19 protein-coding genes are annotated in these 21,230 nt (G+C 47.3%); 8 read left to right on the top strand and 11 right to left on the bottom strand.

Annotated features, from left to right (window positions below):
• Window positions 1-79 precede the first annotated feature (79 nt).
• The gene (locus D9Y29_RS18445) at window positions 80-331 is read left to right on the top strand and encodes a hypothetical protein (RefSeq protein ID WP_127130952.1); all 252 of its coding nucleotides are present in this window, start codon (window positions 80-82) and stop codon (window positions 329-331) included.
• Between the two features lie 131 nt (window positions 332-462).
• Window positions 463-1,317 (top strand): DUF6263 family protein, encoded by an 855-nt coding sequence (locus tag D9Y29_RS18440; RefSeq protein WP_127130950.1) that lies wholly within the window; start codon window positions 463-465, stop codon window positions 1,315-1,317.
• Between the two features lie 6 nt (window positions 1,318-1,323).
• Here the strand turns inward: D9Y29_RS18440 and D9Y29_RS18435 are convergent, their stop codons facing one another.
• Window positions 1,324-1,620, bottom strand: a complete 297-nt coding sequence (locus tag D9Y29_RS18435) for a cell division protein ZapA (RefSeq protein ID WP_127130948.1) — start codon at window positions 1,618-1,620, stop codon at window positions 1,324-1,326.
• Between the two features lie 163 nt (window positions 1,621-1,783).
• Here D9Y29_RS18435 and D9Y29_RS18430 point away from each other — a divergent pair, with 163 nt between their 5' ends.
• Window positions 1,784-2,038: a hypothetical protein gene (locus D9Y29_RS18430; RefSeq protein ID WP_127130946.1), complete on the top strand. Its 255-nt coding sequence runs from the start codon at window positions 1,784-1,786 to the stop codon at window positions 2,036-2,038.
• Between the two features lie 8 nt (window positions 2,039-2,046).
• On the opposite strand, the gene D9Y29_RS18425 is transcribed toward D9Y29_RS18430, so the two are convergent.
• The 4 genes from D9Y29_RS18425 to D9Y29_RS18410 all read right to left on the bottom strand — a co-directional run bounded on the left by D9Y29_RS18425 (window position 2,047) and on the right by D9Y29_RS18410 (window position 5,701).
• Window positions 2,047-2,331, bottom strand: a complete 285-nt coding sequence (locus D9Y29_RS18425; RefSeq protein WP_127130944.1) for a hypothetical protein — start codon at window positions 2,329-2,331, stop codon at window positions 2,047-2,049.
• Between the two features lie 16 nt (window positions 2,332-2,347).
• Entirely contained in the window at window positions 2,348-4,792 is a 2,445-nt protein-coding gene (pheT, locus tag D9Y29_RS18420; RefSeq protein WP_127130942.1) for a phenylalanine--tRNA ligase subunit beta, read from the bottom strand.
• A gap of 81 nt (window positions 4,793-4,873) precedes the next feature.
• On the bottom strand, window positions 4,874-5,203 hold the full coding sequence (locus D9Y29_RS18415; protein WP_127130940.1) for a hypothetical protein: 330 nt from the start codon (window positions 5,201-5,203) through the stop codon (window positions 4,874-4,876).
• A 33-nt stretch (window positions 5,204-5,236) separates the two neighbouring features.
• A complete protein-coding gene (locus tag D9Y29_RS18410; protein ID WP_127130938.1) occupies window positions 5,237-5,701 on the bottom strand; it encodes a hypothetical protein in 465 nt (154 codons plus the stop codon).
• 208 nt (window positions 5,702-5,909) lie between these two features.
• Between D9Y29_RS18410 and rny the strand changes: the two genes are divergently transcribed.
• The 5 genes from rny to D9Y29_RS18385 all read left to right on the top strand — a co-directional run bounded on the left by rny (window position 5,910) and on the right by D9Y29_RS18385 (window position 11,744).
• Window positions 5,910-7,469, top strand: a complete 1,560-nt coding sequence (gene rny / locus D9Y29_RS18405; RefSeq protein WP_127130936.1) for a ribonuclease Y — start codon at window positions 5,910-5,912, stop codon at window positions 7,467-7,469.
• Window positions 7,470-7,629: 160 nt separating this feature from the next.
• On the top strand, window positions 7,630-8,004 hold the full coding sequence (rplS, locus tag D9Y29_RS18400) for a 50S ribosomal protein L19 (protein ID WP_127130934.1): 375 nt from the start codon (window positions 7,630-7,632) through the stop codon (window positions 8,002-8,004).
• Between the two features lie 754 nt (window positions 8,005-8,758).
• The gene (locus D9Y29_RS18395; protein ID WP_127130932.1) at window positions 8,759-8,983 is read left to right on the top strand and encodes a Sec-independent protein translocase subunit TatA/TatB; all 225 of its coding nucleotides are present in this window, start codon (window positions 8,759-8,761) and stop codon (window positions 8,981-8,983) included.
• A gap of 68 nt (window positions 8,984-9,051) precedes the next feature.
• On the top strand, window positions 9,052-10,503 hold the full coding sequence (gatA, locus tag D9Y29_RS18390) for an Asp-tRNA(Asn)/Glu-tRNA(Gln) amidotransferase subunit GatA (protein ID WP_127130930.1): 1,452 nt from the start codon (window positions 9,052-9,054) through the stop codon (window positions 10,501-10,503).
• 212 nt (window positions 10,504-10,715) lie between these two features.
• The gene (locus D9Y29_RS18385; RefSeq protein ID WP_164735472.1) at window positions 10,716-11,744 is read left to right on the top strand and encodes a lytic transglycosylase domain-containing protein; all 1,029 of its coding nucleotides are present in this window, start codon (window positions 10,716-10,718) and stop codon (window positions 11,742-11,744) included.
• 51 nt (window positions 11,745-11,795) lie between these two features.
• On the opposite strand, the gene D9Y29_RS18380 is transcribed toward D9Y29_RS18385, so the two are convergent.
• The 6 genes from D9Y29_RS18380 to D9Y29_RS18355 form a co-directional block, all read right to left on the bottom strand.
• Entirely contained in the window at window positions 11,796-13,088 is a 1,293-nt protein-coding gene (locus tag D9Y29_RS18380; protein WP_127130926.1) for an anthranilate synthase component I family protein, read from the bottom strand.
• Between the two features lie 52 nt (window positions 13,089-13,140).
• Window positions 13,141-13,617 (bottom strand): hypothetical protein, encoded by a 477-nt coding sequence (locus D9Y29_RS18375; protein WP_127130924.1) that lies wholly within the window; start codon window positions 13,615-13,617, stop codon window positions 13,141-13,143.
• Window positions 13,618-13,861: 244 nt separating this feature from the next.
• A complete protein-coding gene (locus D9Y29_RS18370) occupies window positions 13,862-15,124 on the bottom strand; it encodes an adenylosuccinate synthase (protein ID WP_127130923.1) in 1,263 nt (420 codons plus the stop codon).
• Window positions 15,125-15,271: 147 nt separating this feature from the next.
• The gene (locus tag D9Y29_RS18365; protein WP_241237978.1) at window positions 15,272-16,603 is read right to left on the bottom strand and encodes a RagB/SusD family nutrient uptake outer membrane protein; all 1,332 of its coding nucleotides are present in this window, start codon (window positions 16,601-16,603) and stop codon (window positions 15,272-15,274) included.
• A gap of 18 nt (window positions 16,604-16,621) precedes the next feature.
• The gene (locus D9Y29_RS18360; RefSeq protein WP_241237977.1) at window positions 16,622-19,543 is read right to left on the bottom strand and encodes a SusC/RagA family TonB-linked outer membrane protein; all 2,922 of its coding nucleotides are present in this window, start codon (window positions 19,541-19,543) and stop codon (window positions 16,622-16,624) included.
• Between the two features lie 369 nt (window positions 19,544-19,912).
• The gene (locus tag D9Y29_RS18355) at window positions 19,913-21,223 is read right to left on the bottom strand and encodes a RagB/SusD family nutrient uptake outer membrane protein (RefSeq protein WP_127130919.1); all 1,311 of its coding nucleotides are present in this window, start codon (window positions 21,221-21,223) and stop codon (window positions 19,913-19,915) included.
• Between the last annotated feature and the right edge of the window lie 7 nt (window positions 21,224-21,230).

Here is a 21,230-nt window from a genome sequence, read left to right as displayed (position 1 = left end):
TTTGTAATAAAAAACGTCAAACAACCATAGGAAATCTCTGTTATTAAACCGAAATTAGCATCAGGCAAAAGCCAGTTTTATGCGGGTGTATCAATTGAAACATTATGAAGTATTACTGAACGACAGTCAGTCGAAAGAGCTGGCCCTGCTGGACCATCACGAACAACTCTGCCGTCGTATTCTCGCATCCGATGCCATTGCCAAAAACAATCTCATTGAAATAGCACGGATCACATCCTTTCCTAAAATGCTTTACAAACCTGTAAAACTGGAAAGACTGATGAACATGCGCAGATTACCCCCCTTCCATTTTCTTATTTTCAGAAATTGATTTTTACAGCCCGCCCGCATGAAATTTCTTCCGGCGCTCCTATTTCTGTTCCCCAATAAATTATTTTAGCCTTCATTTGCAATATCGATCGCGTCCGCGCGACTAACCTTACTAAATAATCAAAGATTTGTATGAAACAATTCATCGCCATTGCAGCAGTATTGATCACGGGAGCTGCCTCTGCCCAAACCATTTCCCGTAAAGCCGAATTCAAGAAAGGCCAGCAGATCGAATCCACCAGTTCCATGAAAATGGTGATGACCATGGAAATGATGGGCCAGTCCATGGATATGGTGAACAATTATAAATTCACCAGTAAAGTAGGCGTAACCGATGTTACCGCTACAGAAAACAAACTCAATACTATCCTTACACGCGTGGTGATGGACATGCAGGCAGGCCCCCAGACCATGAGCTATGATTCGGATAAGAAAGAAGATGCAGACAGCGAGTTCGGCAAAGCATTCAGCGGAAAACTCAGTACTCCTGTAAATATTACAACAGACAAAAAAGGAATGATCACTGCCAGTGATGAAAAAGCGGACCCTGCCAGCGATATCATGAACGATATGGGCGGCGGTATGGGTGAAAGCATGAGCAAGGTGGGAACCAGCCTGGAGATCATCGCCAATATCCCTGCAGGCAAGACCTTCAAAACAGGAGATACCTGGATTGACAGCCTCACAGATCCAAAGACCAATGCCAAATACGTACTCAACTACAGAGTGGTTTCCATCCAGGGAGCCGATGCTACTGTTTCCTTCGGCGGAACTGTTGGCCGCAGCGGCGAAATGCAGCAGGGTGGCATGACAATGAACATGGACCTGAAAGGGCTCCTCAAGGGCGAATACACTATGGAGACTGCTTCAGGACTTATTAAGGCGAAAAAACTCAACCTGGAAGGCGAGGGTAAACTGGAAACGATGGGACAGGAAATCCCTTTCAAGATCAAGATAGACTCAGACGCATTGGTGAACCATCAATAATCCGGCTCAGCTTTCAGAAGACAATATTTTATCCAACATTTTTTCCATGGCGGACAATTGAAGTTCCGATTCATGATCAATCAGCGGCTGGTTTCCGGCCGCTTTTTGTTGTGTGGCATACCAGAGGATCACCATCGCAACATAGTCCTGCATATCCTTACCTGCAAAATTGGTCTTGAACTCGACGATCTTGTCGTTGATCAATTTCAAAGTCTTTCTGACCACTTCCTCATCAACAGGGGATATACGTATCCGATAGGTTCTGTCGCCTATCACAACATTTATTGGAATTAATTCTTCCATTGCTTGCAAATTTGAAATAGGTGCTCTATATTTATCCACACGGTATTCACAACGGACGTTTTCATGTATTAAGGACCAACTTTGGATCGTTTTGGATGGTTAAGGCAAAGACAATTGGATCCCGTATTCTATGATTTCAAATCCCAAAACCAAACGACCTACCATGTTAGCAAAAGTCAAATCTTCCATTTTCATCGACGTCCTTACGTTCGAGTTAGTAGCTCCCATCCGTTCCAGCCTCCGGGCCATCCTCAGAGATGAAAAAGGCGCAGAATGCAGCCGAATGGAGGCCAATGTTCCCAAGGGCGATAACACTGTAACCTGGAAAGGCCTCAACGACCTGCCTTATGGCGTATACACACTTGAACTATCCCAGGGCGAGGACGAACAAAAAATGCGCCTGGTAAAACGGGTATAAACAATCGGTCAGTCTCCCAACATGGCAATACACCGGTCGATCTCCCGGATGTAGAGGTTCAGCTTTTTCTCCAATTCTTTCCTGTCAGTTACTTCAACCTGACCGGCCGTCATCTTCAATGCCGCTACCTTATTCTCCAGCTCAGAGATCTGCGATACATGCAGCTCCTCCTTCCCTTTCAGATCCTGAAGCTCCTTTTGCAACCGGACATTCTCCCGCTGCATAGCCTGGTACTGTTGCACCACAAGCTGCAATTTTTCATTGAACCGTTTCAATGACTCTGTCTGCGACATGGGATAAATTTTTAAACTATTTCCGGATCTCGGCTTTCAGGTCTTTTTCAAGGGCGTCCATGATCTTGTTCATCATGCCATCGATCTCCTTGTCCGTTAATGTTTTTTCTTCATCCAGGAAAGTAAAGCTGATGGCGAGTGATTTCTTATCGGAACCGATCTTTTCACTTTCGAAAACATCGAATAACTGTATGCGCTGGAGCTTGTCGAGCTTCGCTTTCTTTACAGCATTCTCCACTTCGGCATAAGCCAGGGCCTTTGGAACGATCATAGCCAGGTCCCTGTACACCGGCAACTGTTTGGCCAGTTCTTTTACTTTCAGGTCCTGCTTAGCCATGAACTTCAGCATTTGCTCCCAGTCGAAGTCTGCATAGAAAACGGCTTGTTTGATATCGAAACGTTTCAATTCAGTATTGCTCACCATTCCCAGTTCTGCGATCACATCCTGCCCGATCAGCACCTGCAGGGCATTCACCAGTTTTCCTTTTGCAGCAGTATTGTCTTCCGCCGCTTTCCAGTTCACCTTGCTTATTCCGCAGAGTTGCAATATCCTTGCCACGATACCCTTCAGGTGATAGAGGTCTGCAGCCACAGCTTTGGATTTCCAGCTTTGCTCTTCCACATTACCGGTAATGTACACACAAAGATGTTCATGTTCTTCATACTTGCCGGAGCCGGATGTGGAATAGGTTTTACCAAACTCGAAGAACCGGAGGTCCTGGTTCTTCCGGTTGAGATTGTGCAGAATGGCTTCCAGCCCGGTTTCCAGCATGGAGGGGCGCATGATATTGTGTACAGCACTCAGATTATTGAGGAGCTTCACTGCATTGCCGAGGTCCGCTTCATCGAAGTAAGCGGCATTGGTGATGGAGTTGGTGAAGATCTCGTTGAACCCAACTGATGCGAGATAGTTGGATGCTTTTTCTTTATAGAGATATTTATAGCGGTCGGCTTCCACTGAAGGAGAAAGTGTAATAGCGGCAGGGATCTCGATATTATCCAGTCCGTCTATCCTCATGATCTCTTCCACCACATCGGCCTGAAGGGTGATATCAGGTTTCCAGTATGGCGCCGCGATCCAGAGATCGTCCATTCCTTCCTTTATCACTTCAAAGCCAAGGCTGGCCAGTATTTTCTTCACGGAATCGAAATGATAGCTTTTACCACTCAGCTTGCGGAGGAAATGGTATTTCAATTGCACCGCTGCTTTCTCCTTCGGTTGTGGATAGAGGTCAACCAGCTCAGAGCTGATCTCTCCTCCTGCCAGCTCCCTGATCAGGAGTGCAGCGCGTTTGAGCGCATTCACGGTATTGCTGATATCGATATTCTTTTCGAAACGCACAGCAGCATCTGTTCTCAAACCATGACGAAAAGATGTTTTGCGGATATCCGATGGGTTGAACCAGGCGCTCTCCAGGAAGATATTGGTAGTGGTTTCTTTCACACCACTTTTGATACCACCGAATACGCCGGCGATACACATTCCTTCACCTGCACCATTGCAGATCATCAGGTCTTCAGCGCTCAGTTTCCTTTCTTTCTCGTCCAGTGTAATAAAGGGAGTTCCTTCCGGAAGGTTCTTTACGATCACCTTATTGCCTGTGATGGCAACTGCATCGAAAGCATGCAATGGCTGACCTGTTTCGTGCAGTACAAAATTGGTGATGTCTACAATATTATTGATGGGTCGAAGACCAACAGCGCGCAGTTTATCCTGCAACCACTGAGGGCTTTCCTTCACAGTGATATTTGAGATCGATACACCGCTGTATCGCTGGCAGGCTTCATTGTTTTCGATCTCCACAGTAATGGGAAGACTGGTGTTATCAGCCTTGAAAGCGTTCACAGACGGGGATTTCACGCGAAAATCCTTTTTATCGTGATGGCTCATATAAGCACATACATCACGTGCAACACCAATATGGCTCATCGCATCCATATGGTTGGGTGTGATGCCTATCTCATAGATCCAGTCTGTATACAGCTGGAAATAGTTGGCGGCAGGCATACCGGTTTTGGCATCCGCAGGAAGCACCAGGATGCCGGCGTGGTTATCACTCAACCCGATCTCATCTTCTGCGCAGATCATTCCATGACTTTCCACCCCGCGGATCTTTGCCACTTTCATGGTGATGGGATCATGACCTGTCGGATAGATGGTAGCACCAACGGGAGCCACTATCACTTTCTGACCGGCAGCAACATTCGGTGCACCACAAACGATCTGAAGCGGTTCCCCACTTCCGGTATTTACAGTGGTAACAGATAATTTATCGGCATTGGGATGTTTTTCGCATGTAAGCACTTCACCAATTACCAGGCCCTGCAACCCTCCTTTCAGGCTTTCATATTTTTCAAGGCTTTCCACTTCCAGTCCAACAGAAGTCAGGATCTTGCTCAATCTTTCAGGTTCAATAGTTGCCGGCAGGTATTCGTGTAACCAGTTATAAGAAATTGTCATCCGTGAATTGATATATTGTGATTAACTCCAATAGGCTTCCCCGCAAAGGTAATGTTTGGCGGTTGAAGTTCCTTGAGGGGCTTAGAGCAAACTCCATCCAATGGCAGTGTTCACTGCGTTCCTGATGGCGCCGATTGCAGCATTGAGCGCTTTTTCCACCATCAGGATTCCCAGCCCTTCCACTGCGGTTAATACTGCCCGGTACGAGTTCCGCTGGATCTGGATATGGAGCAGCGCTTCTTCGCGGGTGATCTTTCCCTGCAGTTTCAGTTTGGCGATCATCGCCAGGTTTTGAGCAAAAGCCTTACTTTCCTTTTCAACATAGGGCTTGACTTCTTTCCAGTAATCGTTGAGAATGGGTCTGGCTGCATTGAGCATGTCTTTGACCAGGTTGGAAATATTGAGGTTCATGGTTGGTTGATGTATAGGGATGAATGTATAAGGTTACTGTGCGGCAGCCCTGCTTTTGAGCGCCATCACAAATTTGAACATGGCAGTGTACTGACTCTCGAATGCGCTTTTGAGCAGGCGCACATCATGGGGAGCCAGGAGGCCATCCGGTTTTTGCTTGTGCAGGGAATCCATGAGCAGGATATTTTCGTCCAGCAGATCCAGCATGGTGATCATGGGCCGGTTCTTTTCGACGGCGCTGTTGCGGATCCGGAGCGTTCGGGAGCTGGTCATGAGCCCCTGATAGAAGGCTTGCTGGTTTTGGTATTTCAGCTCCGGGGCCGAAGGTGTTGTTTCGTACCTGACAAAAAAAGCGGTGGTGGACTGCTGCATTTCAGACAGCACATTGTCCGTTACCTGGTCATAGGTGGACAAAAGCGTGATCTTGCAGGCGGTGAACAGTATCAAAGTGGCCGCCAGCAATGCTATACTACGTTTGGTAAGAGCGGGGAATCTCATAAAGGACAGGCATTAGTGTACCGCAAAATTAATGGGAATAGGGCTGCGGCGCGCCGGGCCGGCTAACAATTATTGCCCTTCTAATGTTCAGTTCCGGGAATCATTCCGTAATTTCCTTACTTTCGCACATTAGCCTCACGTATGGAGAAATTACTATACATATCGGGGTCATATAATATGGTAGAACTAATAAAACATTCTAAACAAAATGGATGCATTAACCTATATAATTGGAGGAGTCTCGCTAGCTGTAGGTATTGTAGCGGGTAAATTCATCTTCGCCAAGAACACTCAGAAGCAAATAGAAGATGCTGAATCACAAGCAAAGAAGATCCTCGCAGACGCCCAGACCAACTCGGAGAACCTGAAAAAAGAAAGACTGCTCGAAGCCAAGGAGAAATTTGTACAACTGAAAGCAGAACACGATAAAGAGGTACTTGAAAGGAACAAGAAGATCAACGAAGCAGAAGGAAGGATCAGGCAGAAAGAGCAGAGCATCAATCAGAAAGTAGAACAGACAGAGAAGCAGATCAAGGAAAACGACGCTATAAAAGATAATCTGAACCGCCAGATCGAAGTTGTTAACCTGAAGAGGACAGAACTTGAAAAGCACCAGGAAGAACATATCCGCAGACTTGAAAAGATCGCAGGACTCACCGCCGATGAAGCAAAATCACAATTGGTAGAGAGCCTCAGACAGGAAGCACATACGCAGGCCCTGGCTTTGCAGCAGGAGATTATTGACGATGCCAAGCAGAAAGCCAACAAGGAGGCCCGCAAGATCATCATCCAATCCATTCAACGTACAGCAGCAGAACAGGCTATCGAAAACTCCATTACTGTTTTCAACCTGGAAAGTGATGAAATAAAAGGTCAGATCATCGGTCGCGAAGGACGTAATATCCGCGCCATCGAAGCCGCTACAGGCGTGGACCTGATTGTTGACGACACCCCGGAAGCGATCATTCTTTCTTCCTTCGACCCGCTTCGCCGCGAAATTGCACGCCTCAGCCTTCAGCGCCTGGTAGCCGACGGCCGTATCCACCCGGCCCGTATCGAAGAAGTGGTTGAGAAAACCCGTCGCCAGATCGAAGAACAGGTAATGGAGATCGGCGAACGTACCGTGATCGAGCTGGGTATTCACGGATTACACAAGGAACTGGTCAGATTGGTTGGTAAGATGCGTTTCCGTTCTTCCTATGGCCAGAACCTGCTGATGCACAGCCGCGAGGTGGCCAATCTTTGCGGAATCATGGCTGCAGAACTTGGTCTCAATCCCAAGCTTGCCAAACGCGCAGGCCTCCTGCACGATATTGGCAAAGTCCCTGATGAAGAAACCGAATTAAGCCACGCCCTCCTCGGAGCCAAGCTGGCAGAGAAATACGGTGAAAATCCGGCAGTAGTGAACGCCATCGGCGCCCACCACGATGAAATGGAAATGGCTTATGTGATCGCGCCCATCATCCAGGCCTGTGACGCCATCAGCGGCGCAAGACCAGGGGCACGACGCGAGATCATGCAACAATACCTGCAACGTATCAAGGAACTGGAAGCGCTCGCGATGGCTTACCAGGGTGTGGAGAAAGCCTACGCCATCCAGGCCGGCCGTGAGCTCCGCGTGATCGTTGAAGCAGAAAAAGTAAGCGATGCCGATTCTGATAAACTCTCTTTCGAGATCGCTCAGAAGATCATGACAGAAATGACCTACCCTGGTCAGATCAAAGTGACCGTGATCAGGGAAAAGAGAGCCGTGAATGTAGCCAGATAAGAAAAAGATTTAAACAATAATTTATATAACAACGGGTTGATACAGAGGTAGAACCGAAGCCGTAGCGCAGTGTGGCCGGAATTAATTCAGAAGAAAAAGCAGAATATAGATCGAATTACGGTTTTTCTCATTACCTTTGCCTCCCTTAAATTTAGAAGTCATGAACGCAGCAGTTCAATTTGTACACGAACAGTTGACCGGAAAGAAAGAATTCCCGAAATTCAAAGCAGGTGATAATATCACTGTTAACTATAAGATCATTGAAGGTGGTAAAGAGCGTATCCAGAGCTTCCGTGGTGATGTGATCAAACGCCAGGGCACTGCTCAAACTGCAACTTTTACCGTACGCAAGATCTCCGATGGTGTAGGTGTAGAAAGAACTTTCCCTATCTACTCTCCCAATATTGATTCTATCGACCTGAACAAAACTGGTCGTGTTCGTCGTGCTAAACTGTACTTCCTCCGTGAGCGTAGCGGTAAGAGTGCGAGGATCAAGGAAAAACGCGTTCTCACTGGCGCTGCTGCGAAAGCATAGTTCCAATAATTCAGCTTATTTTAAATATGGTGGAGCCTGCCCGTTGTGGCAGGTTCTTTTTTTTATTCCTCTGTTGTTTTTGTTAGCAACAGGGGATGGTCTGTGCCGGCTGTAAAACATAACGGCGCAGGAGGATGTTTATTGGGCTATTGTATTGTTGGATTGGGCTTAGGGAATTCTATTGAACTTCTTCGCTTATGTTTTGAAGGCCGGCACAGACCATCCCACCTGCTGCATGAATCCCCGGGCGGTGTAACAGAAATCCCCTGCAGTCAAAGGCATCCTAAACATATTTACATCATCTATTTTTGGAACAGGCTCATGCACCATGGCAAGCCAGTTCAACCGGATTTTCCTTGATTTAAAAAGAAGGATGGGGAAAAGTGCATCATTCCCGAGTTATTGCAATCAGGGCAGAACTGTATAAATCTGCACCAGCTTACCTTTCAGTCTCAAATATTCCAACAATTTAATAAGGAATATTGCGGAGGAGCTTCATTATACTGCCCCCTTGCAGGGTGGGAAGCCGTGATTGGGGGAATAGGTAAGCAGAGCTCTGGAAACATAAGCGAAGAAGCCCGGTTCAGCACCAAAGCCCAATCCATTCCACAAAAGCCCAACTAAGATTCTCCCGCGCTGGTTTGTTTTCCAGCCCTGCTTACCTATTCCCCCAATCACGGCTCCGGGTATTTTTTTCCATTTTGCTTAAGTAAAAGCTGTAATTTCGTAGTTCAAATCACTTAAATAGTTTATCATGTTATTAAATGCCAATTTGTTGCTGATTTCAATGCCGGGTGGTACTGAGTGGATCCTGATCATTTTAGCGGTATTGATCCTGTTTGGCGGTCGTAAAATCCCTGAGTTCATGCGTGGTATCGGTAAGGGTATCCGTGAGTTCAACGATGCCAAGAACAACGTGAAGAAAGAGATCGAGGAAGGCATGAATGAAAAGGATAAGAAAGCAACCTCTGCTCAATAATTTCTGAACGTCACTCCTATTTCCGGTTGATCCTTTAACCGTTTTGTGCTCAAAACCGGTGGTTTCGCTTGTTTACGTATACTTCGATACAACAATATCATACTGATCTGCTGAATGGTTCTGTCACCTGTACAGAGGCCGTTCAGCATTTTTTATTGGCTATAGAATCACGTCGTCACCTCAATGCCTACACGCAGGTTTTTGCTGAAGAGGCACTGGGGAAAGCTGCCGCGCTTGACCAATCCCGTAAGGAAGGCAAGCCTTTAGGCAAATTACATGGCGTGGTAATCTCCATCAAAGATGTAATCAGTTACAAACAGCATGCAGTGTCTGCTGGCTCTAAGATCCTGCAGAACTTCAATGCCGTTTACAGCGCCACTGCAGTAGAGCGGCTTCTCGCGGAAGACGCCATTATTATTGGTGTTACTAATTGCGATGAGTTTGCCATGGGCTCTACCAATGAGAACTCTGCTTATGGCAAAGTATTGAACGCACTGGACGAAAGCCGCGTTCCCGGTGGTTCTTCCGGCGGCTCAGCCGTTGCCGTTCAGGCAGGGCTCTGTATGGCCAGCCTCGGCAGCGATACAGGAGGTTCGGTAAGACAACCTGCAGATTTCTGCGGGGTGGTTGGACTGAAACCCTCTTACGGAAGGGTGAGCCGGTACGGACTGATCGCTTATGCGAGCAGCTTTGATCAGATCGGTATTTTTGGCCAGAACGTACCCGATGTGGCGGCAGTCCTGGAAGTGATTGCCGGAGCCGATGATTTCGACTCCACAGCTACTGAAGAAGCCATTCCTCCCGCTGCTTCCATTACGGATGAAGCAGCCCCCAAACCCTTGCGGATCGCATATTTCAGGGAAGCCCTGGAAAGTCCTGCACTGGATCCCGAGATCAAAGAGAATATCCTCAGCCTCATAGAGAAACTCAAAACAGATGGCCACACCGTGAGCCCCGTTGACTTCGAGTATCTCGACTATATCGTTCCGGCCTATTATGTGCTCACCACCGCCGAAGCCAGCTCCAATCTGAGCCGTTTTGATGGGGTGAAGTACGGTTTCAGGGCCAATGTGGATAAAAAACAAGATTTAATTGAATTTTATAAAGCCAGTCGCTCTGACGGTTTTGGCTGGGAAGTAAAGCGTAGAATCATGCTGGGAACCTTCGTTCTCAGTGCGGGATACTACGATGCCTACTTTACGAAGGCCCAGCAGGTACGTCAACTATTGGTCAACAAAACAAATCTGGTATTCAACCAGTTCGACGCCCTCATTCTCCCCACGGCTCCATCCACCGCCTTTAAGATCGGTGAGAAAATGGACGACCCCATCGCCATGTACCTGGCTGACATTTTTACAGTTTTTTCCAACCTGACCGGTATTCCCGGTATTTCAATCCCGCTTTTTTGGCACAGTAATGGCATGCCCTATGGGTTGCAGATTATGACAAACCGATTCTGCGAGTTATCTTTGCTCCAGTTATCCCATCAGTGGATGCAGCGGTACAGATTCGCCGGTTAACATGAAAAGCCTAAACGCTCGACCCCCGGAGTTCTCTGCACCGATTTTTTTTCGTCCTATCCTTTTGAACCACTTGTATTCTCTATCCTATTAAAAACATCATCTTTAACTCTTGAATCCATACCTGTAGGGTCGCATTTCTGTGCCTCAAACAAATGATGATGAAAAGAAAGCTATTTTTTGCCAGTTTACTTTGTCTGGTATGGTTTACTATGGCTTCAACAACGGATGCCGTTAAGAAGAAGCCACGCTCCAATCATTTTGTATTGGAGACTAGCCTGTTCCTCCCCGGAATGGCTGATTCCACCGCCCCAAAAAGCGGAGGTTTCAGCAATCTTTTCGATGAGGAAGCAGGAGGCACCACATCAGCCGAAGTACGACTGAACCCCAGGGCCATTAAGTTCGTGGAGGATTATATGGATAAGCATGGTGAAGACCTGCTGGAGATGAAGGAATGGGGTCGCCCTTACTTCAATATGATGGATGGCATCCTGAGCCGCTATGGTCTCCCCACGGAGCTCAAGTATCTCGCCGTAATAGAATCCAAGCTCAAACGTACAGCAGTTTCCTGGGCAGGCGCCGTTGGCCCCTGGCAATTCATGCCGGGCACAGCCCGCGTACTGGGACTGAAAGTGACCAAGGGCAAGGATGAACGTACAGATTATTATAAAAGCACCACAGCCGCCGCCAAATACCTGAGAGACCTGTACACAGAGTTCGGCGACTGGCTCCTGGTGATTGCCGCCTACAATGGCGGGCCCGGCAATGTGTACTCAGCCATCAGGAAAAGCGGTAGCCGTAATTTCTGGGACCTCCAGTATTACCTGCCTGCTGAATCCCGTACGCACGTGAAGAAGTTCATCGGAACACATTACGTATTCGAGGGCCAGGGAGGTATTACCACCCTCACCAAGGAAGAAGCCAGGGAGCAGATGGGTGTAACAGCTACTTACCTGCTGAACCGTAAACTCAGCGCAGATGAACTGGCCAGTTCCAAAAGCCTGAACGTTTCCGGTAAGTACCATTCTTCCTGCATCGCCAAACACGTGTTGATGGATATGAATACCTTCAACAGGTACAATCCTGATTTCGATAAAAAGATGGCGAGCGCAGACAATGCTTACGAACTGAAGTTGCCTGCCGAGAAAATGGAATTGTTCATGACCAACAAATACGTGATCCTGAATGAATCCGTACAGTTGCTGCTGAGCGGATCCAGTGTATCGAGCCAGGTGAAGTAATAAGGAATTACAGAATTAACTATAATGGGTGTGCCTCCGGGTGCACCCATTTTATTGGTCGTTCTGCGGATTGTTCCAGCGGGCCTCCGTTTCACGGAAAGATTCCTTCTCCACTTCTCCCAAAACCTGCCTGATCGCTTTTGCTTTCAGCAGGCTTTCTTCATATTCCTGTTGTGGATCGCTGTAGAAGGTGATGCCACCACCTGCCAGCCAACTAACGTAGCCGGTGGTTTCATTATAGAGGATACTCCTGATCACTACATTGAAATCGAAATCAGCATCGGGTGTGATATAGCCTACAGCTCCGGAAAAGATACCGCGTTTTACTGCTTCATATTTTTCAATTAACTCCATCACTCTGCGCTTAGGCGCGCCCGTCATAGAGCCCATCGGGAAAGTAGCTTTGATAGCATCCACCCAACTGAGGTCTTTTCGCAGGGTGCCACTGATGGTTGAGATCATCTGGTGTACCTGGGGAAAACTATAGATACCGAAGAGCTCATCCACCTGAACGGAGCCTTCCTCACAAACCATTGCCAGATCATTGCGGACCAGGTCTACCACCATTACATTTTCAGAGCGGTCTTTGGCGCTCTGCTGCAATTGTTCCTTGCGTTGTTCATCCTGGCTGGCATCAAACTTATGGCGAGGCGTGGTGCCTTTGATGGGTTGACTCAATAAACGATTGCCTTCCTTCCTGAGATACCTTTCAGGACTTGCACAAAGCAGGTATTTATCGATGCATTTGTAATAGGCGGAAAAAGGATTGGGAGATGTATTGCAAAGCTCTTCATACAATCTCAATGGAATGAGCTTAACATTTTCACCATAGAACTGCTGACAAAAATTGATCTCGTAGCAATCCCCGCGAAGAATATGTTGCTTCAGTTGTTCGACAATACCAATATACTCCGGCTTCGAAAATCGCTGCCAGGTCTGAAAGGGTGATTGGCCCCCTATCCAACCTGCAAAAGGCTGATTGATTATGGCGTCCCACACTTTCGCATGATCATCATCGTGAACACCGATATGAATGGTATCCTTTCCCAGCAGTATCACTACTTCGGGTACAAAGAAGAACATATCCGGAAAACCAATCGGATCGGGATGCTCAGATGTAAGCGGGAATAATTCGTTTTTGAGATCATAGCCGAGATGCCCGAAAAGCCAGTCGCCATGCTCCGCATGCATTTTCTGCAATTGTTCAAAAGCGTTGCCAGCATTGCATTCCAGGCGGTGAAGCGCACCGGCGCCGAGCAGGCACTCATAGGAATGATGCTCGCCCTGGTATTGGTGATTATCTAAAAAAGCACAAATGTCGAACTGGTAGGTCCAGTTCAACATTTGTGCTTTAGTTAGCCGAAAATCGGTTATTGGAAAAGATTTGAATCTTCTCTTAGAAGTCGTCATCATCGTCGTCGAAACCTCCTCTGTCGTTGAAGAGATCCATGTCTTTGAATTCATCATCCAATCCGAGATCGTCGTCGTCGTCTTTGGCGGATTTTTTTCCACCGCCACCGGTTCCGCCGCCTGATTTCTTGGTCTTGGATTTGGGAAGATCGAATTCTTCGAAGTCCGGATCCCAGTCTTCGTCTTCTTCTACTTTATCCCAGTCATCCACCTCATCAATATCATCGTCATCACTATCTTCTTCATCATCTTCATCGTCGGAGGATTTCTTCTTGGATGCTGCTGCTTTACCGCCAGCTTTCTTAGCGGCTTTGGGCGTTTCCAGCTCATCATCTTCAAAATCATCATCCTCATCATCATCCTCTTTTTTGGGTTTGGAGGATTCTTTCTTAGGAAGTTCCTTAGAAGACTTTGGTGCAGGGTTTCCGCCAGTCTTTTTTTCCTTGTCAGATTTTGCTGCCATTGTCTGGTAAGATTGAGTTGTAAAATTCCGCGAAGTTTTTAATTCGCCAAACTTTTTTTGAATTTTTTTTAAGGTAAAAGCACCTGGGATTTCCCCGCCCGCTCACACGTATATGCTGTTAAGATACACATGCAATTCAAACAAAAAAATACCGGCAAAAATAATAATTTAACTACTATTTCATTAGTGGGATACCTGATCGGCTGATCATTAAAAACCCTGATAAGATTATGCTATGAAACTACTAAATTTCTATCAATTGATCGCGGCCGGGACCATTTGAGATCCAGGCAACTTTAACTCCAAGATAGTCATTGATAAAAGTCACATAGTCTTTCATCACTACCGGCAAGGCGGCAGCAGATTGCAATGCAGTGATATCGGTTTTCCATCCCTTGAATCCCTTGTATTCGGGCTCGATAGCCAGGCGGGTCATTTGGAAAGGAACGGCTTTCACCGATTTATCGTTGATCTTATAGGAAGTACATACTTTCAATTCATCAAAAGCATCCAATACATCGGCCTTCGTCATCACCAGTTTGGTAACGCCATTCACCATGCAGGCAAAGTTGAGGGCTACCAGGTCAATCCAGCCACAACGGCGTGGGCGGCCGGTAGTTGCACCGAACTCATTGCCAATACGGCGGAGCTCTTCTCCGGTGGCATCGTGCAGTTCAGTAGGGAAAGGACCGCTACCCACGCGTGTGCAATACGCTTTGGTTACGCCGATCACGTCCCTGATCTTTTGAGGAGCCACACCCAAACCGGTACAAACGCCGGCAGAGATGGTGTTGGAAGAAGTAACGAAGGGGAAGGTACCGAAGTCCACATCCAGCATACTGCCCTGGGCGCCTTCAGCCAGAACGGTCTTGCCTTCTTTCAGCTTTTCGTTGATGAAGTATTCACCATTCACGATCTTGAATGTCTTCAGGAATTCGATAGCCTCGAAGAACTCTTCTTCCCAGGCGGTGATGTCTTCATGGAAGTTCAGGCTGTTGAGCATTTTCTCATGCTTCAAACGGAGCTTGATATATTGTGTGGTGAAGGATTTATCCAGGAGATCACCTACGCGAAGGCCGTTACGGCCTGTTTTGTCCATATAGGCAGGTCCGATCCCTTTGAGTGTTGATCCGATCTTATCGTTGCCTTTGGACAGCTCAGAGGCTTTATCCAGTGCCCTGTGCGTAGGGAGGATGAGGTGGGTCCTTTCGGAGATGTAAAGATTTTTGCGGAAGTCAACGCCAAACTGGGCAACGGTATCACATTCTTTTTTGAAGATCACGGGATCCAGCACAACGCCGTTACCAATGAGGTTGAGGGTATTTGCATGGAAGATGCCTGAAGGGATCTGGTGCAGTACTACTTTTTTATCGTTCACATACAGTGTGTGCCCTGCATTTGGCCCACCCTGAAAACGTGCAATGATATCATACTGAGGAGCGAAATAATCTACGATCTTTCCTTTTCCTTCATCACCCCATTGAAGGCCTAATAATACATCAACCATAACAGAATTTGTGTGAGTTTAGCTTCCTGGAGACAGCCTCCGGAAAACGGGGGCAAAAATAGGCGAATGCCAGAAAAGCGGAAAATAAAAAAGCGCCCTGCTCTGTAAAAAGAGCGGGGCGCAGCAAATATGGGGATAAACTATAAATTATTGGCCTTCTGTAAGGGGAATGGGGAATTTATCGAAGATAGTATCCCCGGGTCTCGTATTGGGCAGGGTGGCCAGCCTGTCGTTCCGGCGAACATCCATCCAGCGGTGTCCTTCAAAGAAAAGGGAATAACGGCGCTGGTAGAGGAGTTCGGTGATCAACGCATTTTCATTGATCGCTCCGGCATAGGGAGTAAGGTTATGTGCCGATCTGATCCGGTTGAGCGCCACTATCGCATCGGGCAATGAAGGCATATGGATCTTTGCCTCTGCATAGATCAGGATCAGTTCTTCATTACGGATGATGGGAATAGGCGCCAGGTTGGATGTATATACCCATACATCCCGATTGCTTACCAGGGCAGGCTGATCTGCGGATGCAGGATTGGTGCGCAGGGTTGCTTTCGAAATGCGGTCGTCTCCCGGAATAATATCGGCAGCATAAGAAGGATGCGCCACCCTTACTTCACCAGAAGCATTCTGACGGAAGAAAGCCAGATTGGTTTGATCACTCGGGCGGGTGGAGAATACATGATAATATCCCCTTTTCAGATCACCGTTAAGATCAAAGAATGAGCCATTGAGTGCAGTAAGCGTACCGGGCCAGTCTTTCCTGTACAAAGCTACCCGGGCGGCTATAGCTCTGTTGAACTGGATCATCTGAGCAACTGTTGGCTTCGCAGGAGACGAACTGCCATAAAAGAACCCTTCAGACAAAGTATACTCGATCACCGATCCGTTGAAATCAGTTGCCGCTTCATTGAGCATATCCCAAATGGCTTTCAGCGATTCATCGTAATTCAAAAACGGCCCGGGATTATCAGGATCTGCAACATCCACACGAATACCATTGGTGTAGGTAAGGTTAAGGTTCAGCAGCAGTTGGTAAGCCTTGATCGTTTTTGCAAATCCCAAATATCCCTTCCTTTGTTCTTCAGTGATGCTGGTTGAGTTGGTAGCGCCCTCAATCAAGATATTGCAGGACTTCACGCCGCGATAGCGGGCATTCCAGGGATTGGTAAGATAGAAAGCATTATTGTCGAGCCCCTGTCCGTCTTTTCCCATCAGGCTTTGTACGTAACGGGGTTCTGAAGAAGCGAAGCGATACATTTCGCGCCCCACCACTCCTACTGCATCCAGGTAGAAATCGAGCGCTGTACGGATACCGGATTCTGTTCCGATCACCACGTTATTCAACTGGAACCTGGTAGGATTTGTTGTGAGGTCTTCTATCTCCGGCCCGTTCAAACTGCCGATCTCTTTTTTGCAGGACGAAAACAAGCCTGTTATCAACATGCCTGCAGCAAAATATATGATGAATGATTTTTTCATGATAATCATTTTTTGTTTTTAGAAATCGATGGTGAGATGAAATGTGGCGCGTTTGGATGCAGGGAAAGGCATCACATCCACATTGGTGGAAAACCCTGTTCCGAAGTTGGATACTTCAGGATCATACCCATCGTAATTGGTAATAGTGAGGAAATTGTTGGCGGATACTCCAATGCGCAGTCCCTTGATAACAGATGTGGGCATCTTACTGAAGCTATAAAAGAGCCCTACTTCCCTCAAACGCAGGTAGGATGCAGATTGCGTATATACATCAGCATAAGTGTCGCCGAAACGGCCAACACGGTTGGGGCCTTTGGTGCCACCATCATCATCATAATCCGGAGAGGTAAGGCTGAGGTCGGTCAGCAACTGGCTAAGGTTGATATTGTCGCCGCCATTTTTCCAGTGCAACAGGAAACGTAAGCTGAAATTTTTCAGGAAAGTAACTTCGTTAAGGAAGTTCATTTGAAAATTCGGTTCTGCATCTCCGATAGGGATTACATTATCGGGCGAACCTGCAGCACCAACGATCTGTGTAGCAGGCCTGCCTTCTTCGATCTTGAAAGAACCAAGGCTGGTACCGAATACCCCCAGCACTACAGGATCAACATTCAGTTTGGTGACCTTTGACCTGTTGAACCAGAAATTCACAATGGAATTCCAGCGCACATTCCTGTTGGAAACAGGTGTGGTATTCAGGCTGACTTCCATTCCCCTGTTTCGGAGATTACCTGCATTCACGAATTGCTGCGAGAAACCAGAGGAACCAGCAGGCGCACGTTGCAGCAGGAAATCAGTGATCCGTTTTTCATATACCGTGAACTCCAGGTTCAATTTTCCACCCAGGATACTCGCATCAAAACCTGCTTCCAGTTCGGAAGTCCTTTCAGGTTCGATATTTTTTGATCCGCGCGCAATTGCCGGATACAATCCCACATTACCACCGATATTGAAGATGCTCATCAATTCAAAGCGGCTGCCGAAAGCAGGGAAATTGCCCGCCTGTCCATAAGCAACGCGCAGCTTCAGGTTATCGAACAGAGGACTTTTCCAGAAGTCCATCCTGGTGAGGTTCACACTCAAACCAGCTTTAGGATAGAAATAGAACTTGCTGGCGTCTCCATTGTTGGAAGAGCGGTCCAGCCGCACACCGCCGGTGAGGGTAATGGCATCTATCAGCGTAGCTTCTTCCTGGAGAAAGATGCCGTTGTCCTGGAACTTGTTCCGCAATTGTGTAGGCGATAGAGCGCCGGCCTGGTCTACATTCGGCTGGCCTGCAATCAACTTGCTGGCCACGTTGAGAATATTATCGAAATCACCATTCTCCTGCGTAATACCCGCAGAAGAGGTTAGATTGAATTTGTCGGAGGGAGTGAAATTATTCACAAGTGAAAGGATAACATTATAATTCAGACTTTTTGCATAGCCCTGAACCGATGTACCTTCTGCGGTTTGCATGAACTGCAGCTCATTGGGAAAATAGGCGCTGGTCTTCAATGTATAATTGTCAAAACCGCCCCTGCCAATGAATCTTGTTGTTGACATGTCTGATTTTTGCAGGATGGCATCGAGGGTTATACCTGTAATGAAGCGGTTCACCTTTTCCGAGTTATTGGCCAGGTCCCTTGTTTGCAGCGGATTGGATGCAGTGTATTTATTATCGGGATATCCCAGTTCATTTCTGTGCAGCTCAGTAAAATTGGGAGTGGCGGAAAGAGCAACACCGTATGAGACAGAGTTGTTATCGTTATTCGTCAATCCCCGATTGGCTTCAGAGTTGATATAGGTGGTTGATACACCCACTTTGATATTATCTGTAATGCGATGATCAACATTCACACGGAGGCTTTTGTATGCATAGCCTGTTTTTTTTACGATCCCTTCTTCATCTTTCAGTCCACCGGAAAGGAAAAAACTCGTTCTTTCATTACCACCAACGAGACTGAGACCTGTATTACGAGTCAGCCCTGTTTCGCCGAACATTTCTTCTTCATAATCGTACATTCTTCCGGCTGCTTTCGCTTCCTGGAAATCTGCAAGTGCAACGGGCCCGAGCTCTGCAGCACGTTCTTCCGTCCAGGATCTCTGCCCAAGCAATTTGCGCACTTTCACAAAGCCGATATCCTGTGAAAGCGTGAGTTTCGTTTTACCTGACTTACCGCGCTTTGTAGTGATGATCACCACACCGGCAGCAGCTTTCGACCCATAGATGGCAGCAGCGGAAGCACCTTTCAGTATTTCAATGTTCTCGATATCTTCTGAACGAAGGTCAGCAACACGGCCGGAAGGATTATCCTGGTTGGATGAATTTCCACCTCTCGCTGCAGCTGTAACGGAGTTAAGACCAGCAGGTGTTGCGGTGTTATCGATGAACACACCATCCACCACAAAGAGTGGCTGTGTATTGCCGAAGATAGAAGTAACGCCACGCAGCTTCACGGAGATACCTCCACCGGGTGCGCCGGAATTGGCATTGATGAGTGCGCCGGGCACTTTGCCATTCAGCGCTGCATCGAATGTCTGTGCAGGAGCAGTGCCTACAAGGTCTTTGCTGGATACTGTAGCGATGGCATTGGCGAGGTTCCTTCTTTTTACACTGGTGGCCAGACCTGTGACCACCACTTCATCCAGCCTGCCCGCATCCTCTTCCATTTTGATGGAAAGCGGAGCAGCATTCTCTGATACCTGGATGGATTGCGTTTTGTAACCTACGGAAGAAATTTCCAGTGTGGCTCCTTTGGAAGGGACCGTGATGGTGAATCTTCCCGATACATCAGTGGATGTTCCGATGTTTGAATTCTTCACTCTTACTGATACGCCCGGCAACGGGTTGTTGCTGGCGTCAGTTACTGTACCTGTAACGCTGAACTGAGCCAGTAGCAGCGTTGGCAGCGCCATACAAATCATGGCAAGCACTGCGTGTTTGAGCAGATGTCTCATGTTGGAGTAACTTTTGTTTTTGAATGTGTTTTAAAAAGGATCACATGCAGGCATAGCGGTGCTGCCCGTGTGATGGCACAGGAATACGGAAAGGGGTTTATAAAAAGATGGGAGTCTTTACGTGAGAGAAAGCCGGTGTGTTTAGCAAGAATTGAATAGCTGTAAAGGTCTCATGTGGAAAGGTTTTTTGGATGATCGAATGTGTTTTAAAAGGATCTCACAGTCAGACAAGAAAACAAAGCCTGATGCTGCACTGTACAAAGGAGATACTGAACTGTAAAAGATGACAGTTTAAGTACCAGGTTCTAAGATATAAAAAAAGCCCCGCTTCTTTAAGAAACGGGGCCGCAATTAAAAGAGGCATCTAAATTATTGACCTTCTGTAAGTGGCTTTGGCATTCTTTCAAAAACTGTATCGTTGGTGCGATCCAGCGGCAATTCCGCCAATCTTCCGTATCGACGCAGGTCTATCCAGCGATGTCCTTCATACAACAATGAGAACCTTCTTTGTAAAAGATTTTCAGTGATCAGGGCTTCTTTGGTATCGTCGCCAGAATAGTTCACACCACCATGTTTGGTCCTTATCTTATTGATGGCTGTTTTTGCATCCGTGATCTCATCCAGGTTGGCCTTTGCTTCAGCATAGAGCAGGATCAGTTCTTCCTGGCGGATGATCGCCATTGGAGAAGTGTTGGTTGCAAACAATGCGAGATCATGTGTGCCGGTCAGATCGTCTGAGGATTCTGCTGCAGTGCGCAGTCTTACCTTACTCTTGCGTGCATCTGTTGCATTGAATGCATTCAGGGCAGGGAGAAAGGAAGGATGCGCCAGCCTGGCTTCACCGGTATTATTGGGTGGGAAATACGATGGGTTCGTCTGATCATTGGGACCAGTGGAGAACACATGATAGAACCCTTCCGAAAAATCACCATCCAGATTGAAAAATGATTCATTCAATGCGGTGAGCACCCCGGGCCAGTCTTTCCTGTAAGCAGCTACGCGGGCAGCGATGGCCCGGTTGAATTTGAGAATGCCACCACCTCTGTTATCGAACCCTGCTGAAAGCGTATAAGCCGCTTCACCTTCTGTTATTTCTGTTTTGCCTTCTTCCAGCAATTTGGCAATCTCTGTAAGGGATTGTTCATACGATAAGAAAGGGCCTGGTTTATCCGGGTCAGCTACATCCACCCTGATACCATTCGCTTCTGTATAATTCAGGTTCAGCAACAACTGGTAGGCTTTAATGGTTTTTGCAAAACCTGTATATCCTTTTTCCTGCCTGTCTGTGATGAGTGTGGACCTGGTGGCGCCTGCGATAATGATATTGCAATTCTTCACAACCCTGTAACGTGCATTCCAGGGATTGCTCAGGTAAAAAACGTTGTTCGTTAACGTTAGATCATTTTTTCCCAGCAGCTCAGTAGTGTACCTGGGTTCAGCGCCGGAGAAACGATATACTTCACGGCCCATGACGCCAACAGCATCGAGATAGAGGCCGATCTGCGTTCTCATGCCGGCTTCCGAGCCCACTACCATATTGTTCAATTCAAGGCGGGAGGGATTTTCAGACATATCGTCCATGCTGGCGCCATTCAGGCTTCCGATCTCCTTGTTACAGGAAGTGAGAATGCCCGTCAGCATCAATCCCACAGACAAACTTATGATGATCGATTTTTTCATGATACTC

Source organism: Pseudoflavitalea rhizosphaerae (genome assembly GCF_003991355.1).
In the GTDB taxonomy this organism is placed as follows: Bacteria; Bacteroidota; Bacteroidia; order Chitinophagales; family Chitinophagaceae; genus Pseudobacter; species Pseudobacter rhizosphaerae.
This window is presented reverse-complemented; position numbering and strand designations above follow the sequence as displayed.